The sequence below is a fragment of the Streptomyces zaehneri genome, from assembly GCF_032248645.1.
Lineage (GTDB): Bacteria > Actinomycetota > Actinomycetes > Streptomycetales > Streptomycetaceae > Streptomyces > Streptomyces coriariae.
In genome coordinates this window covers 1-16,385 of the sequence record NZ_JASTTJ010000004.1, presented here as the reverse complement: position 1 = coordinate 16,385, position 16,385 = coordinate 1, and the positions used below count along the sequence as shown (strand labels likewise).

At 73.2% G+C, this 16,385-nt stretch carries 14 protein-coding genes; 11 read left to right on the top strand and 3 right to left on the bottom strand.

What is annotated here, in order from left to right:
• Positions 1-105: 105 nt before the first annotated feature.
• Positions 106-1,149, bottom strand: a complete 1,044-nt coding sequence (locus QQM72_RS08445) for an Rv2578c family radical SAM protein (protein ID WP_314220174.1) — start codon at positions 1,147-1,149, stop codon at positions 106-108.
• Positions 1,150-1,350: 201 nt separating this feature from the next.
• Between QQM72_RS08445 and QQM72_RS08440 the strand changes: the two genes are divergently transcribed.
• From QQM72_RS08440 to QQM72_RS08395, 10 genes are all read left to right on the top strand, one after another.
• A complete protein-coding gene (locus QQM72_RS08440; RefSeq protein WP_142266885.1) occupies positions 1,351-1,794 on the top strand; it encodes an SRPBCC family protein in 444 nt (147 codons plus the stop codon).
• A 153-nt stretch (positions 1,795-1,947) separates the two neighbouring features.
• Positions 1,948-4,344: an MFS transporter gene (locus tag QQM72_RS08435; RefSeq protein WP_314220173.1), complete on the top strand. Its 2,397-nt coding sequence runs from the start codon at positions 1,948-1,950 to the stop codon at positions 4,342-4,344.
• Positions 4,345-4,498: 154 nt separating this feature from the next.
• On the top strand, positions 4,499-7,051 hold the full coding sequence (locus tag QQM72_RS08430) for a SpoIIE family protein phosphatase (RefSeq protein WP_314220172.1): 2,553 nt from the start codon (positions 4,499-4,501) through the stop codon (positions 7,049-7,051).
• A 151-nt stretch (positions 7,052-7,202) separates the two neighbouring features.
• Complete coding sequence (locus QQM72_RS08425) at positions 7,203-7,928, top strand: class I SAM-dependent methyltransferase (RefSeq protein WP_314220170.1); 726 nt, start codon at positions 7,203-7,205, stop codon at positions 7,926-7,928.
• Positions 7,929-8,486: 558 nt separating this feature from the next.
• Positions 8,487-9,320, top strand: coding sequence for a M55 family metallopeptidase (locus tag QQM72_RS08420; RefSeq protein WP_314220169.1), 834 nt, complete (start codon positions 8,487-8,489; stop codon positions 9,318-9,320).
• 80 nt (positions 9,321-9,400) lie between these two features.
• A complete protein-coding gene (locus QQM72_RS08415; RefSeq protein ID WP_314220168.1) occupies positions 9,401-10,705 on the top strand; it encodes a M20/M25/M40 family metallo-hydrolase in 1,305 nt (434 codons plus the stop codon).
• Between the two features lie 15 nt (positions 10,706-10,720).
• Positions 10,721-12,955 (top strand): S9 family peptidase, encoded by a 2,235-nt coding sequence (locus QQM72_RS08410; protein WP_314220167.1) that lies wholly within the window; start codon positions 10,721-10,723, stop codon positions 12,953-12,955.
• Positions 12,952-13,875, top strand: a complete 924-nt coding sequence (locus QQM72_RS08405) for a S66 peptidase family protein (RefSeq protein ID WP_314220166.1) — start codon at positions 12,952-12,954, stop codon at positions 13,873-13,875. Before QQM72_RS08410 ends, QQM72_RS08405 begins: the two co-directional genes overlap by 4 nt.
• A 71-nt stretch (positions 13,876-13,946) precedes the next feature.
• Entirely contained in the window at positions 13,947-14,195 is a 249-nt protein-coding gene (locus QQM72_RS08400; protein WP_314220165.1) for a LapA family protein, read from the top strand.
• A 20-nt stretch (positions 14,196-14,215) separates the two neighbouring features.
• Positions 14,216-14,767: a GNAT family N-acetyltransferase gene (locus tag QQM72_RS08395; RefSeq protein ID WP_314220164.1), complete on the top strand. Its 552-nt coding sequence runs from the start codon at positions 14,216-14,218 to the stop codon at positions 14,765-14,767.
• Here the strand turns inward: QQM72_RS08395 and QQM72_RS08390 are convergent.
• Both QQM72_RS08390 and QQM72_RS08385 read right to left on the bottom strand, forming a co-directional pair.
• Positions 14,739-15,086 (bottom strand): DUF6204 family protein, encoded by a 348-nt coding sequence (locus QQM72_RS08390; RefSeq protein ID WP_314220163.1) that lies wholly within the window; start codon positions 15,084-15,086, stop codon positions 14,739-14,741. The two genes, QQM72_RS08395 and QQM72_RS08390, sit on opposite strands and share 29 nt — an antisense overlap.
• Before the next feature lie 90 nt (positions 15,087-15,176).
• A complete protein-coding gene (locus QQM72_RS08385) occupies positions 15,177-15,527 on the bottom strand; it encodes a VOC family protein (RefSeq protein ID WP_020125573.1) in 351 nt (116 codons plus the stop codon).
• A 166-nt stretch (positions 15,528-15,693) separates the two neighbouring features.
• On the opposite strand from QQM72_RS08385, the gene QQM72_RS08380 reads away from it, so the two are divergent.
• Entirely contained in the window at positions 15,694-16,194 is a 501-nt protein-coding gene (locus QQM72_RS08380) for a phage holin family protein (RefSeq protein ID WP_314220162.1), read from the top strand.
• Positions 16,195-16,385 lie beyond the last annotated feature (191 nt).

Sequence of the window (16,385 nt, the reverse complement as noted above, 5' to 3'; positions counted from 1 at the left end):
AAACAGCGTCCGTCAGAACCTGTTCCGCCGTCGAATGACCCGATCGGGTCGCCGGATGCGCTCGAACGCGCTCAGATCGACGTGCCGGCGCCCGGATCCACGCGCTCAGATCAGCGAGAGCTGGGTGGGCCCGGAGCCGGCCGGCTCCTCCCGCGGCTCGGGCCGCGGGATCCGGCGGGGCATCCCCGCGCGCGTGGGGCCGATCCCGTACTCCTCGGCCAGTTCGTGTACCTGACGGGTGATCCGCCGCTGGTACCACTTCGGGGCGTAGGCGCCGTCCGCGTACAGCCGCTCGTACCGGCGCACCAGGTACGGGTGGTGCTGCCCGAGCCAGGCCATGAACCACTCGCGGGCGCCGGGACGCAGATGCAGCGCGAGCGGGGTGACCGAGGTGGCCCCGGCGGCCGCGACCGCCCGCACCGTGGCGCGCAGCTGGGCCGGCTCGTCGCCGAGGAACGGGATCACCGGCGCCATCAGCACTCCGCAGCCGATCCCGTGGTCGGTGAGGGTCCGGACGACGTCGAGGCGCCGCTGGGGAGCGGGCGTGCCCGGTTCCACGGTGCGCCACAGCTCGGTGTCGGTGAAGCCGACGGAGACCGAGACGCCGACGTCGGTCACCTCGGCGGACTGCCGCAGCAGGTCGAGGTCGCGCAGGATCAGGGTGCCCTTGGTCAGGATCGAGAAGGGGTTCGCCCGGTCGCGCAGGGCGGACAGGATGCCCGGCATCAGCCGGTAGCGGCCCTCCGCGCGCTGGTAGCAGTCGACGTTGGTGCCCATCGCGACGTGCTCGCCGTGCCAGCGGGGCGAGGCCAGCTGGCGCCGCAGCAGCTCCGGCGCGTTCACCTTGACGACGATCTGGGTGTCGAAGCCGGTCCCGGTGTCGAGGTCGAGATAACTGTGCGTCTTGCGGGCGAAGCAGTACACACACGCGTGCGTGCAGCCCCGGTAGGGGTTCACCGTCCACTCGAACGGCATCCGGGAGGCCCCCGGCACCCGGTTGAGGATCGAGCGGGCCCGGATCTCGTGGAACGTGATGCCGGCGAACTCGGGCGTGTCGAACGTCCTGGTCGTGACCGCGTCCGCGCCGAACAGCGCGGCATCGGCCGGCCGGTCGTGACGGGTCTCCACGGTGAGGTTGTCCCAGCGCATGACGCCTCCTCGGTAGCACTGGCCCCACAATAGAACATGTGTTCCCATGATCGTGCGAGGAACCTTTCGGGAACGGATTTCGATCGCCCCGCGATCGCTTCCAGGACCCCGATTTGGGCGGCCGTGGACCGGGGTGGTTGGCTTGACCCGAACCTGAGGAACCCCGAACAACCCTGAGCAACACAGACGTGGAGGAACCCCATGGCGCAGGTCGAGGCCACCACCGAGCGGGTCGTCGCCGCGGATCCGGAGAAGGTGTTCGACACCATCGCCGACTACAGCGGCGCGCGCGGGAAGCTGCTGCCCGAGCACTTCAGCGAGTACGAGGTGCGCGAGGGCGGCGACGGCGAGGGCACCCTCGTCCACTGGAAGCTCCAGGCCACCAGCAAGCGCGTCCGTGACTGCCTCCTGGAGGTCGCCGAGCCCACCGACGGCGAGCTCGTCGAGAAGGACCGCAACTCCTCGATGGTCACCGTCTGGCGCGTCACCCCGGCGGGCGAGGGCAAGTCCCGCGTCGTCGTGACCAGCACCTGGAACGGCGCCGGCGGCATCGGCGGCTTCTTCGAGAGGACGTTCGCGCCCAAGGGTCTCAACCGGATCTACGACCTGATTCTCGCCAACCTCGCCACCGAGGTCGAGAAGTAGATCAACACCCGTGCGCTCCGCGCGCGTTGACTCCCTTCACCGGTTCGGGTGGATCTCTCCTGTGACCGGGATGGCGCCGTGACCCGTCGCGCTTGCTCGTAGTTGTCGCTTTACGCGGGAATTGCGTGGCAGGCGCGACGAGGGGAGCGGCACATGGGCGGGACCACGTCGGCGCAGGACGAGCCGGTCACGGCACCTGCCGCGAAGGGCCGGCCGCCGGTGCCGGCCGGCCCGCCGGAACCCGGCCGACGCCGGGTGCGCCTGATCTTCTTCTCCCTGATGCTCGCCCTGCTCCTCGCGGCCCTGGAGCAGATGATCGTCGCCACCGCCCTGCCCAGGATCGTCGGCGAACTGCACGGCCTGGACCGGATGTCCTGGGCGATCACCGCCTACCTGCTCACCGCCACCGTCGGACTGCCGGTCTACGGCAAACTCGGCGACCTCCTCGGCCGCAAGGGCGTCTTCCAGTTCGCGATCGTGGTCTTCGTCATCGGCTCCGCGCTCGCCGGGCGGGCCCGGACCATGGACCAGCTGATCGCCTTCCGCGCGGTCCAGGGCGTCGGCGCCGGCGGACTCATGATCGGCGTGCAGGCGATCATCGCGGACATCGTGCCGCCCCGGCAGCGCGGCCGGTTCATGGGCCTCATCGGCGCCGCCTTCGGCCTCGCCTCGGTCGCCGGACCGCTGCTCGGCGGCTACTTCACGGACCACCTCTCCTGGCGCTGGTGCTTCTACTTCAACGTTCCCTTCGGCCTGCTCACCCTCGCCGTCGTCACCGTCGTGCTGAAGCTGCCGAAGCCGACGGCGAAGCCCCGATTCGACGTCCTCGGCGCCCTGTTGCTCGCCGCCGCCTCCACCTGCCTCGTCCTGCTCACCAGTTGGGGCGGCACCCGGCACGCCTGGGACTCGGGCGTCATCCTCGGCCTCGGCGCCGGAGCGGTCGTTGCGGCCTTCCTGTTCCTCGCGGTGGAGCGGGCCGCCGCCGAACCCCTCATCCCGCTGCGGCTGTTCAAGGACCCCGTCTTCAACGTCACCGCGCTGGTCGGCCTGGTGATCGGCGTCGCGCTGTTCGGCGCCGCGAGCTATCTGCCGACCTTCCTGCAGATGGTCGACGGGGCCACCGCCACCGAGTCGGGGCTGCTGATGCTGCCCATGACGGGCGGCATCGTGGGCGCCTCCGTCCTCTCCGGGCAGCTCATCACGCACACCGGCCGCTACAGGATCTATCCCGTCCTCGGCAGCGCCCTCGCGGCCCTCGGCATGTGGCTGCTGTCCCGGCTGGAGGCCGGCACACCCCGGCTCCAGTACAGCCTCTGGATGGCCGTCCTCGGCGCCGGCATCGGGCTGGTGATGCCCGTGCTCGTCCTCGCCGTGCAGAACTCCGTGCGCCCCGCCGACCTCGGCACCGCCACCAGCGCCAACACCTACTTCCGGCAGATCGGCGGCAGTGTCGGCGCGGCGGTCTTCGGCACGCTCTTCGCCGACCGGCTCACCGACGCCCTGCGGACCCGCCTGCCCGCCCCCACCGGCAGCGGCCTCCCGGACCCCGAGTCCCTCACCCCACAGCTCGTCCAGGCCCTGCCCCCGGAGCTGCGCGACGCCTACATCCGCGCCTACGCCGACGCCATGCCGAGGATCTTCCTCTACCTGGTGCCGGTGCTGCTCCTCGGCCTGCTCGTCGCCTTCTTCCTCGAGGAGAAACCGCTGGTGTCCCACCACACCGCCGCGAGGGAACCCGCGCCCGGGAACACGGCGGTCCCGCAGGCCCTCGCGCTCCACGCGCCGCACACCACCGGCATCCCCGTCCGCGGCACCGTGCGGCACCCCGACGGGACCGTGGTGCCCCGCGCGGCGCTCACGCTCATCGACGTGAGCGGGCAGCAGATCGGCCGGGACGCCGGCGGCGATGACGGACGGTTCGCGCTGGCCGCGCCCGGCTCCGGGGCGTACGTCCTGATCGCCGCCGCCGGCGGGCACCGGCCGAGGGCCGTCTCCGTCACCGCCGGCGCGCGCCCCGTCGAACTGGACGTCGTCCTCGGCCGCGCCGGACGCCTCGCCGGGAGCGTGGTCACCGCCGACGGCTCCCCGGTGGGGGAGGCCACCGTCACCCTCACCGACATGCACGGGGAGGTCGTCGCCGGCACCCGCAGCGGCCGCGCGGGCGGCTATGTCCTCACCGGACTCGTCGCGGGGGAGTACACCCTCGCCGCCGGCGCGGCCGCCTTCCGTCCGGCCGCCGTCCCGGTCAGCGTCCAGGCCGCCGGGGAGACCCGCCAGGACATCGAACTCGCCGACGGCGCCCTGCTGCGCGGCACCGTCCGGGCCACCGGCGGGCGGCCCGTCGAGGACGCGCGCGTGACCCTCCTGGACGCGGCGGGCAACGTCGTGGACACCCTCACCACAGGCCCCGACGGCGCCTTCCGCTTCGTCGACCGGTCCTGCGGCGAGTACACCGTCATCGCCGCCGGCTACCCGCCGGTCGCCACCGTCCTCCACGTGACGGGCGGCGGGCGCGCGGAACGCGACCTCCAGCTCGGCCACGAGGACTGATCCCGTCGCCGGCGGACGCCGGGACGGGCGGCGTACCCCGGCGCGCCCGGCTGAAACCAATTCCAGGATTGCCGCACATGCCGAGCGACGTGCGCCGTACGGTGGTGACGGCGGGACAGATCTTGCACAGCTCTGGGGAGAGAGGGCCTGGGCCATGGACCGTGGCACCGAGAGGGACGTACCTCCCAGCCGCGGAGCCGGGAGCGGCGCGGCCGACACGGCGGGCGAAGCGAGCCGGAGGTCCCCCCGCCCGGAGGGTGGGGGAGACTCCGTCGACGCCGGGCGCGTCCCCCTGGCCGTGGTCGTGGTCGACCGCGAGGGGCTCGTCTCCCACTGGAGCACCGGCGCACGCCGGCTCTTCGGCGTCGTCAAGGAAGAGGCGATCGGCCGGCCCGCGATCGACCTGCTCCCCGTCTCCGGAGCGCTCCCCGAGCCGGACGACGATCCTCCGGGCGGCGGGTACGACGGCTACGGGGACTACGCGGCCTACGACGGACTCGGGCCCGGCCTCGACTCCTCCCTCGACCGGGGCCTCGGCTACCCGGCCGCCGGACGGGCCCGGATCACCGTGCCAGGGCGGGACCGCGACGGTGGTCGCGCCGACGTGCTGTGGTGGGCGTACCCGCTGGTCGGACCGGGCACGGAACGGCTGCTGGTACTGGCCGCAGACGCGGCCGCACTGCACCAGGACGACCCGGCGGACCCGCTGGCCGTCGAACGCATCGCGCCCGCCTTCGCCCTGCACACCGACTTCCCCGGCGCCTCGGAACTCGCCCGGCGGCTGCCCGAGATCCTGCCCAGCATGAGCGTCGGCGAAAGCGCCCGCATCGTCGCGCAGATCCTCGAACTCGGCTATCCGGTACTGGAGTTCAGCCAGAACGACCGGGTGCCCGTGACCCCCGACTGGGGCGTGGCCCGACGCGTCGAGCGCAGAGCGCGCCGCGAGCGGGCCGCCCACGTCGCCGCCGAAGGGATGCCCGTACCGCAGGAGCTCGTCGACGAGGGCGAGGACCTCGAATACGTCGCCGTCCGTGAGCGGCTGGAGTTCCTCAACGAGGTCAGCGGGAAGATCGGCACCTCCCTCGACCTCTCCCGCACCATCCTCGAGGTCAGCAGAGCCGTCGTCCCGCGCTTCACCGACGTCGCCGGCACCTATCTGCGCGAACAGGTCGTCGCCGGGGAGGGGTTCCCCGACGGCGTGCCCGACACGACCACCATGTGGCACCGGGTCGCCGTCGAGCACACCGACGAACCCGGCCGCTGGGACGACGTCGTACCCGTCGGCGAAGCCATGCCGTTCCCCGCGCACACCCCGTTCTTCCAGTGCATGACGACCGGACAGCCCGTCCTGGTGCCGCGCATCAGCGAGCAGATGGGCCACGCCATCGCCTCGCAGTTCGAGAAGCGTGACATCCGGCCCCTGATCACCGGCCGTTCCATGCTGGTGGTCCCGCTCAAGGCGCGGAACGTGGTCCTCGGCTTCATGATCCTGCTGCGCCACCCCGAGCGTGCCCTCTTCAACGACATGGACCGGGTCACCGGCGCCGAACTCGCGGCCCGCGCGGGCCTCGTGCTCGACAACGCGCGCATGTACACCTACCAGGAGAGCGTCGCCGAGACCCTCCAGGACAGCATGCTGCCGCACATCCCGCCGCGGATGGCGGGCTGTGACATCGCCACCCGCTATCTGCCGGGTACGTTGCTCGGCCGGGTCGGCGGCGACTGGTTCGACTCGGTGAAGCTGCCCGGCGCGCGCACCGCCCTCGTCGTCGGCGACGTCATGGGGCACGGGCTCAACTCGGCGGCGATGATGGGGCAGTTGCGGACCGCCGTGCAGACCATGGCCGCCCTCGACCTGCCACCCGGCCAACTCCTGCGCAACCTGGACGACTTGGCGCAGCGGCTCGGCGACACCTACCTCGCGACCTGTCTGTACGCCGTCTACGACCCGATCGAGGGTGAGCTGCACCTCGCCAACGCGGGCCACATCCCACCCGTGCTGGTGCGTGCCGTCGACGGCCGCAGCGAGCTCCTCGACCTGCCCACCGGCGCGCCCATCGGCGTCGGCGGAGTGCCCTTCGAGGCGGTACGTGTGCGCGTGGAGCCGGGTGACCGGCTGGTGATGTGCACCGACGGGCTGGTGGAGGTGCGCGGCGAGGACATCGGCGTAGGGCTCGCGACCCTCTGCGAGTCCGCCGCCCACCCGGCCGCCTCGATGGACGATGCCTGCGACACCATCATCCGCGCCCTCAACACCCGCGGCGGACGCAAGGACGACGTGGCCCTGCTCCTGGCCCGCCTCAACGGCATCGAGCCGGACGACGTCGCCGAGTGGCGGTTCCCCCTCGACCCGGCGCAGGTCGGCCGGGCCCGCGCGGTGGTCCGCGAACAGCTGCACGACTGGGGTCTGGCGAAGCAGGCCGACGCCGCCGAGCTCATGGTGAGCGAGCTCGTCACCAACGCCGTACGGCACGCCCGCCGCAGCCCCGTGGCCCTGCGCCTCGTCCGCGGCGATACCCTGCTGTGCGAGGTCGAGGACGACGACCACGAACTGCCGACCCTGCTGAGCACCGGGCCCGGTGACGAGGCCGGGCGGGGACTGCGCGTGGTCAGCGCGCTGGCCCGCGAGTGGGGCGCCAGCCGTACGGGAGCGGGGAAGTCCGTGTGGTTCGAGCTGACGCTGCCGCGCCGCCCCGCGGGGCGCTGAGAGCGACCTGCCGGGATGCGCCGGACGACGGGCGGATCTCGAAAGCGGCGTGAAGGAATGCGCACCACGCTTGTCGCGCAGACCAGGGAGCGATAGACCGTACTCGCCCGTCACTTGCGGCGGATCGGCCTTGCATTCTGGGGAGTTGTGCATGAGCGTGACGAGTCGTTACCGGGAGGCGTGGGAGGGCTTCTGGCGCGAGGCCCCAAAGGAGCCGGGCGGTGTCTTCTGGGACGCGGACCCGAAGGTGACCGCCGCCCTCCACCTGGCCCTCTTCGAACCCCATCTCGCCGACCCCGGGCTGGCGTTGGTGGATCTCGGCTGCGGCAACGGCACCCAGACCCGGTACTTCGCCGACCGCTTTCCGCACGTAGTCGGCGCCGACCTGTCCGCCGCGGCCCTCGACCACGCCCGCCGCGCCGACCCCGCCGGACAGGCCACGTACCGGCTGCTGGACGCGGCCGAGAAGGGCGCGGCCGAGACGCTGCACGCCGAACTCGGCGACACCAACGTCTATATGAGGGGCGTCCTGCACCAGTGCGAGCCCGACGACCGGCAGCCGCTGGTGGACGCGATCGCCGCGCTGCTGGGGGAGCGCGGCCGGGTCTTCCTCGTCGAACTGTCGGAGGCCGCCCGCCCCGTCCTCGGCGCACTGGCACAGAGCCCGGACGGCCCACCGCCGAAGCTCGCGCCGATCTTCCGGCACGGCATCGCCCCTGGCGAAGTGGCCGACGACGCGGTGCCCGGGTATCTGCGCACCGCCGGTCTCACGGTTCTGGCCTCCGGTGAACTGCCCCTCGTGACAACCGAGTTCGTTCCCGAAGGCGCCCGGATCGAGCTGCCGTCGAAGTGGCACGTGGCGGCCCGCGTCGAGTGACCGCGGTCGTGCCGCAAGGGGCTCCTGTGGCTGTCACACCTGCGCGGCGCACCGTGTCAGGGGGTCCAGGAACGCACGGAAACCCCCTGAGGGGCCGCTGAGAGAGGTGCGGGCGTGCGTGCCCGGATCGCCACCCGCGCGGGGTCGGCCGCATCAGAGCCTCCTCGGACGAAGAGGCCCTTCCGGAAAGGCGGTTGTGCGACAGCCCGGCCGACAGGACGGACGTTCGAAGGGAGTCGGGGACCGTCGAGAGGGCCAGGTCCACACCGATCAGTCCGGCCGGCCGGTGCGCGGCCGGCCGGGCCGGCCCCTGCGGGCTCGGGCTCAGCGGCGGGGGCATGCGGGCGGCCGCGCGGTCGGTCGCGGAACTGATCCCCGGGGGATCCGCGGCGGCGGGCCGCGCGCGGGCCGAGCTGGGGGCGGACGGCGGACGGCGGACGGCGGACGGCGGCGGTGGCCGCCGTGAGGGGGAAGCTCCCGTGCGACGGGAGCCGCTGCCCGGAAAACCGGGGCGTGGCCCGATAGGCTCGGGATTCCTTGAGTGGACGGGGGCCGGATGTGAAGATCCTCATCAGCGCCGACATGGAGGGCGCCACGGGCGTCACCTGGCCGGCCGACGTACTGCCCGGGGCGCCGGAGTGGGAGCGGTGCCGGTCGATGTTCACCTCGGACGTCAACGCCGCCGTGCTCGGCCTCTTCGACGGCGGAGCGGACGAGGTCCTGATCAACGAGGCCCACTCGACCATGCGCAACCTGCTCCTCGAGCGGCTCGACGACCGGGCGGAGATGCTCACCGGCCGGCACAAGTCCCTGTCCATGGTGGAGGGGGTCCAGCACGGGGACGTCGACGGCATCGCCTTCGTCGGCTACCACGCGGGCGCCGGCATGGAGGGCGTCCTCGCCCACACCTACCTGGCCAACTCCCTCACCGGCGTCTGGCTGAACGACGTACGGGCCAGCGAGGGGCTGCTCAACGCGCACGTGGTCGCCGAGTACGGGGTGCCGGTCGTCCTCGTCACCGGTGACGACGTGGCCTGCGAGGACGCGCTCGGGTACGCGCCCGAGGCGTTGAAGGTCGCGGTCAAGGACCACGTCTCCCGGTACGCGGCCGTGTGCCGCACCCCGGCCCGCACGGCCGCCGACATCCGCGCGGCGGCGAAGGAGGCGACACGGCTGGCGGTCCGTCAGAAACCGCTCAGCGGTGGGCCGTTCACCGTCGCCGTGGAGTTCGACGCCGAGCACCTCGCGATGGCGGCCACCGTCGTCCCCGGCGTCGCCCGGGTCGGCGAACGGAAGATCGCTTACACCAGCGGCACCATGTACGAGGGCATCCGTACCTTCAAGGCGGTCACCACGATCGTCTCGGCCGCGATCGAGGAGCAGTATGGCTGAGGAGCGGCGCCCGGAGTCCGGGCGGGAGCGGCGGCAGGGACCGAGGCAGGGACCGAGGCGGCGGCAGAGGCGGGAGCGGCATGGCTGACGCGCAGGCGCGGGACGAGGTCGTCCGGTTCACCTCCGATCTCATTCGCATCGACACCACCAACCGTGGCGGCGGCGACTGCCGGGAGCGGCCCGCCGCCGAGTACGCCGCCGCGCTGCTCGCCGAGGCGGGCATCGAGCCGGTACTCCTCGAACGCACCCCGGGGCGGACCAACGTCGTCGGGCGGATCGAGGGCACCGACCCGGCCGCGGACGCGCTCCTCGTCCACGGCCACCTGGACGTGGTCCCCGCGGAAGCCGCCGACTGGAGCGTCCACCCCTTCTCCGGGGAGGTGCGTGACGGGGTCGTGTGGGGGCGCGGCGCCGTCGACATGAAGAACATGGACGCCATGGTCCTGGCCGTGCTGCGGTCCTGGGCCCGGCAGGGCGTCCGGCCCCGGCGCGACCTCGTCGTCGCCTTCACCGCCGACGAGGAGGCCAGCGCCGAGGACGGCTCCGGGTTCCTCGCCGACCGGCATCCGGGACTCTTCGAGGGCTGCACCGAGGCCATCGGCGAATCCGGGGCGTTCACCTTCCACGACGGCGCCGGGCGCGAGATCTACCCCATCGCCGCGGGTGAGCGCGGCACCGGCTGGCTGAAGCTCACCGCACGCGGGCGCGCCGGACACGGCTCCAAGGTCAACCGGGAGAACGCGGTGACCCGCCTGGCCGCCGCCGTCACGCGCATCGGCGAGCACGAATGGCCGCTGCGCCTCACCCCGACCGTCAGGGCCGCCCTCACCGAACTCGCCGCGCTGTACGGCGTCGACGAAGACCTCCACGACGTGGACGGGCTGCTGGCGAAGCTCGGCCAGGCGGCCGCCCTGGTGGAGGCGACCGTCCGCAACAGCGCCAACCCGACCATGCTGGGCGCCGGTTACAAGGTCAACGTGATCCCCGGGGAGGCCGTCGCCTACGTCGACGGCCGCTATCTCCCGGGCGGCGAGGACGAGTTCCGCGCGACGCTCGACCGGCTCACCGGGCCCGACGTCGACTGGGAGTTCCACCACCGCGAAGTCGCCCTCCAGGCACCCGTGGACACCCCGCTCTACGCCCGTATGCGGGCCGCCGTCGAGGAGTTCGCCCCCGAGGGGCACGTGGTGCCGTACTGCATGTCCGGCGGTACGGACGCCAAGCAGTTCTCGCGGCTCGGCATCACCGGTTACGGCTTCGCACCGCTCAAGCTCCCGGAGGGCTTCGACTACCAGGCCCTCTTCCACGGTGTCGACGAACGGGTCCCGGTGGCGGCGCTGCACTTCGGGGTCCGGGTACTCGACCGGTTCCTGCGAACGGCCTAGGCGAACGGGGAGAACGTGCAGGTCCTGCCGTACGGTTCCTGGCCCTCGCCCATCGACGCGGCCCTCGCGGCCACGCACGACGGGCGCCCCGAGTACGTCGGCTTCGTCGGCGACGAGGTGTGGTGGACCGCGCCCCGGCCGGCCGAGCAGGGCCGCCGCACGCTCGTACGGCGTCGGCCCGACGGCACGGAGGAGTCCCTGCTGCCCGCCCCCTGGAACGTCCGCAGCCGGGTCGTCGAGTACGGCGGACAGCCGTGGGCCGCTGCCGTGCACGACGGGCGGCTCCTCGCGGTGTTCGTGCACTTCGCCGACCAGCGGCTGTACGTGTACGAACCCGGGTCCGAGTCCGGGCCCGCGTCGGGCGGTGGGCCGCGCCCGCTGACTCCCGTCTCGTCCGTGGGTGGCGGACTGCGCTGGGTGGAGCCGCAGTTGCTGCTGGAGCGGGGCGAAGTGTGGTGCGTGCTGGAGGAGTTCACGGGCGAGCGGCCGACCGACGTGCGCCGGCTGCTGGCCGCGGTGCCGCTGGACGGCTCGGCCGCCGACGATCGCGCCGCCGTGCGCGAACTCACCGACGACCGCCGCCGGTTCGTCACCGGGGCCCGCCTGTCGTCCGACGGCCGCCGGGCCGCCTGGCTGGCCTGGGACCATCCCTTGATGCCGTGGGAGGGCACGGAGGTGGTCGTCGCCGACGTCGGGGCAGACGGCACCCTGAGCGGCGCCCGGGTGGTGGCCGGCGGCCCGGGGGAGTCGATCGCCCAGGTCGACTGGATGCCGTCGACGGGATACGGGCGACAGTTGCCGGACGGCGGTCGACGGTCTGCGGCTGACGACGGACGGCCGGCAGTCGCCGGAGAACCGTCGACGATCGACGGAGGGCGGTCGACGGGCTCCCGAAGCCGGTCGACAGGCGACCGAGGCCAGTCGACAGGCGACCGAGGCCGGTCGACGGGCGACGGCGGGCCGTCGACGATCGACGGGCGACGGTCCACACGCGACGAAGGACGGTCGGCGTACGACGGACGGCAGTCCACAGGAGACTGTCTACTGTATACAAGCGACCGCAGCGGTTGGTGGAACCTGTACCGCGACCACCAGCCCGTCTGCCCCCGCGAGGAGGAGTTCGGCGGAGCCCTGTGGAAGCTCGGGCAGCGCTGGTTCGCGCCGCTGGAGAGCGGGCTCGTCGCGGTCGTGCACGGCCGGGGGGCCACCGTGCTCGGGATCCTCGACCCGGAGACCGGGGAGCTCGTCGACGCGGCCGGACCGTGGACGGAGTTCGCGCCCACCCTCGCGGTGCAGGGGGAACGCGTCGTCGGCGTCGCGGCCAGTCCGCGCAGCGCGTACGAGGTGGTGGAGCTGGACGCCAGGACCGGCCGGGCCCGGGTGGTCGGCGCCACGCACGACGACGCGGTGGACCCGGCGTACTACCCCGAGCCCCGGATCCGTACGTTCACCGGTCCCGACGGCCGTGACATCCACGCGCACGTCTACCCTCCCCACCACCCGGGACAGGTCGCGCCCGGCCACGAACTGCCGCCCTACGTCGTGTGGGCGCACGGCGGGCCCACCGATCGCGCCCCGCTCGTACTGGATCTGGAGATCGCCTACTTCACCTCCCGGGGCATCGGGGTCGCCGAGGTCGACTACGGCGGCTCCACCGGGTACGGGCGGGAGTACCGGGAGCGGCTGCGCGAGCAGTGGGGCGTGGTCGACGTCGAGGACTGCGCGGCCGTCGCCCTGGCGCTCGCCGACGAGGGCACCGCCGACCGGCGGCGGCTGGCCGTCCGGGGCGGCAGCGCGGGCGGCTGGACCGCCGCGGTCTCGCTGGCCGCTACCGACGTCTACGCCTGCGGCACGATCCGCTACCCCGTGCTGGACCTGGTCGGCTGGGCGACGGGCGGGACCCACGACTTCGAGTCGCGCTACCCGGACGGTCTCGTCGGGCCCCTCGCGCAGGTGCCCGCCCGGTACGCGGAACGCTCGCCGGTCGAGCACGCCGACCGGATCACCGTGCCGTTCCTGCTCCTCCAGGGGCTGGACGACGTGATCTGCCCGCCCGCCCAGTGCGAGCGGTTCCTGGCCCGGATGGCCGGGCGGCCGGTGCCGCATGCCTACCTGGCGTTCGAGGGCGAGGGGCACGGGTTCCGCCGGGCGGCCACGACGGTGCGCGCCCTGGAGGCCGAGCTGTCGCTGTACGCTCAGGCGTTCGGGCTGTGCCCGCCCGGAATCCCCAGGTTGGAGCTTGTGCGGTGAAGGAACTCGTGCGGCCGTCCCGGCTCGCCCCCGGAGCCCGGGTCGCGGTCGTCGCGCCCAGCGGGCCGGTTGCGGAGGAACGACTGGAGGCCGGCCTCGACCTGTTGCGCGGCTGGGACCTCGACCCGGTGGTCGCCCCCCATGTGCTGGACCGGCACGACCGGCTGCCGCACCTCGCGGGCACCGACGCCGACCGGGCCGCCGACCTGCAGCGGGCCTGGTGCGACCCGGGCGTCGACGCCGTGCTGTGCGCACGCGGCGGCTACGGCGCCCAGCGGATCGTCGACCTGCTCGACTGGGACGCGATGCGGGCCGCCGGGCCGAAGGTGTTCGTCGGCTTCAGCGACAGCACCACCCTGCACGAGGCGTTCGCCCTCCGCCTGGGCCTGGTCACGCTGTACGGGCCCGCGGCCGCGGGCATCGACTTCATCAAGAGCGCCCGGGGGCAGGAGCACCTCAGGGCCACCCTGTTCGCCCCCGAGGCCGTCCGCACACTCGCCTCCACCGGTACGGCGATCGCTCCGGGCCGGGCGCGGGGCGTCACCCTGGGCGGCTGCCTGGCGCTGCTGGCCACCGGCTACGGCACCCCGCACACCCGGACCGGTGCCCGCGCCGGGCTGCTGCTGATCGAGGACGTCGGGGAGCGGCCGTACAGCGTCGACCGAGCCCTTACCCAACTCCTGCGCACCGGCTGGCTGGACGGCGTCGCGGGTGTCGCGCTCGGCTCCTGGGAAAGGTGCGGCCCGTACGAGGAGCTGCGCCCGGTCCTCGTGGACCGGCTCGGCGGCCTCGGCGTCCCCGTCGTCGAGGAGCTCGGGTTCGGTCACTGCGAGGGGGCGCTCACCGTGCCCTTCGGCGTGCCCGCCGTGCTCGACGCCGACGAGGGCACGCTGACCCTCGACACCCCCGCCCTGCGCTGACCTGCCGGCCGACTCACCCGGAGGGCGCGGCTCACCGTGCGTGAGCGCCGCGCAGGGCTCAGGCTGGTCGTATGAGCCCGAAGACCTCGAAGGCGCCCGGGAGCGGTGGCAGGAACGAAGCGCTGACGCCGGGCCGGATCGTCGTCCTGGCGCTCGCCGTCCTCACCCTGATCTTCATCTTCCAGAACACCCGCCCCACGAAGATCCGGCTGCTGATCCCCGAGGTGACGGTCCCGCTGTGGACGGCGCTCCTGGCGATGTTGGTCATCGGCGTCCTGTGCGGCGCCTCCTTCGCGTATTTCAGGAAACGGCGCAGGTGACCTCGTCGTAGGCTGACCCGATGCCGCACACCGCATCCCGATACCTCGCCGAGGGCCCCCGCGTGGGCATACGCCACTTCACCTACGAGGACGGGCCGGAGTTCACCGCCCGCGCGCGGGAGAGCAAGGATCTGCACCACCCGTGGCTGTTCCCGCCGGACACCGCCGCCGCGTACACGGGGTACGCGGGACGGCTGATCGAGGACCCGTCGAAGGCCGGCTTCCTCGTGTGCACCCTGGAGGACGGGGCGGTCGCCGGGTTCGTCAACATCAACAACATCGTCGAGGGCGGCTTCCGGTGCGGCGCGCTGGGCTACGGGGCCTTCGCGCACGCGGCCGGGCGAGGGCTGATGCGCGAGGCCCTCGACCTGGTGGTGGGCCACGCGTTCGGACCGATGCGGCTGCACCGGCTGGAGATCAACGCGCAGCCCGGCAATGTCGCCTCGATCGCCCTGGCCCGCGGCTGCGGTTTCCGCCGGGAGGGCTTCTCCCCGAAGATGATCTACATCGACGGGGAGTGGCGGGACCACGAGCGGTGGGCGATCACCGCCGAGATGCGGACTTGTAGTTGATCTTCATCGTGTCGAGGTCGGTGACCGTCGACCGCAGCCCGGTGAAGCCGTGGCCGAGTTCCCGCAGCGTCGCCTCGGCGCGCTCCTCGGCGAACGCGCCCGCCATCTCCTCGCCGTCCGCCGCGTCCGACACCACCACGTAGCGCATCGAGAAGTGCTTCAGCGGCGACGGCTCGTACGTCAGCGTGCCCTCCTCGGTGAACCGCATGCTCGTCAGGCCGTGGTCGGCGGACTCGGCGAGGAGCCGGGTGCGGCCCTCGTCGGTCAGGCCGTCCCAGGTGCCCCGGACGATCACCCGGTAGGTGTGCTGCTCGCTCACTGCCGCTCCTTCGTGCCTGCCGTCGAACGCCCGACCCTACGTCTGCGACGGCCCGTCGCCCACGGAATTTCGTCGCGCCCGCCCGGCCCCTCACGAGCCGCGCCGGTCGACGTACTCGTACACCGCCCCGTCCGGGTGCCGGGCGATCAGGTTGCGGCCCACCGGCGTGGGCACCGGGCCGGCGATGACGTCCGCGCCCAGCTCGGTGAGGGTCCGGTGGGCCTCCTCCACGTCCGCGACGGCGATCGTCGCGGCCACCTTGCGCAGCAGTTCCAGCTCGGCCGGAGGACCGCTCATCAGCAGGAAGCAGCCGACCGCGGCCACTTGTACACCGCCCCGCTCGAAGCGGAGCGCGCCGGTGCCCGCCAGCCGCTCGTAGAAGGAGACCGAGGTCTCCAGATCGTCGACACAGACACGCAGTGTGGCTCCCAGAATGTCCATGCGGACGAGCCTAGTTGGGGCGGCCGCGATGAGGTGATCCCTTCACCCGATCCCCGCCCGGCGCCCTCCCCGGCGCCCTCCCCGGCCCCCTGCCGGTGCGCTGCCCGCCGCTCCGGCAGGCCGGTCCGCTGAGTTAAGCGTCCATGACAGCGGGTACCCGAGGCCCATGGAGCGCATGGATCACCTGGAGCATCTGGACAAGCATCTGGTCGACGAGCTGGCGCAGGTGGCGCGCGAGACGATCCGCGAGGAGCTGCGCGAGCAGACCCGCAAGCAGCGCCGTACGGCCATGCTCTACGCGGCGTCCGGCGCCGTCGCCCTCTACGCGGGCGCGGCCGTCGCACTCGCGGTGGGGCTCGCCCTCGGCACCGCTCTGCCGGACTGGGCCGCGGCGCTGATCACCGCCGCGATCCTCGCCGTCGTGGCGTACCTGCTGCGCGGCGCCGCCAGGCCGCACGCGTCGTCCCCGCCCACGGCCGGGCTCGAGGCCGCACCGGACAAGGGCCCCGGCCGGGTCATCGGCGGTACGCCGCCGGCCGGACCGCCCGGTGGTACCGGTCTGCCGTACCCGCCGATGCCGCCGACCGCGCCCGGCGCCCAGGTGCCGGAACCGGGCGGGGCGCCGCGCGCCGACGACATCGATCCCGAGAGCCCGCACCGGGCCTGACGGGCGGTACACGTCCGCCGAAGTGACGTATCCGCGTCACGTGTTCGGCATCCGGGCGGCCCCGCGGCACACGCTGCCGCGGGGCCGCCCGGCGGGTGGGGGGAGCGCCCGGTTGCTCCGGGGCCCTCGCGCTGCGGAGGCCGGGCGCCCGGCGGGGACCCCGGCGTCGTTTTGCGGCTCCTGCCAGGGGG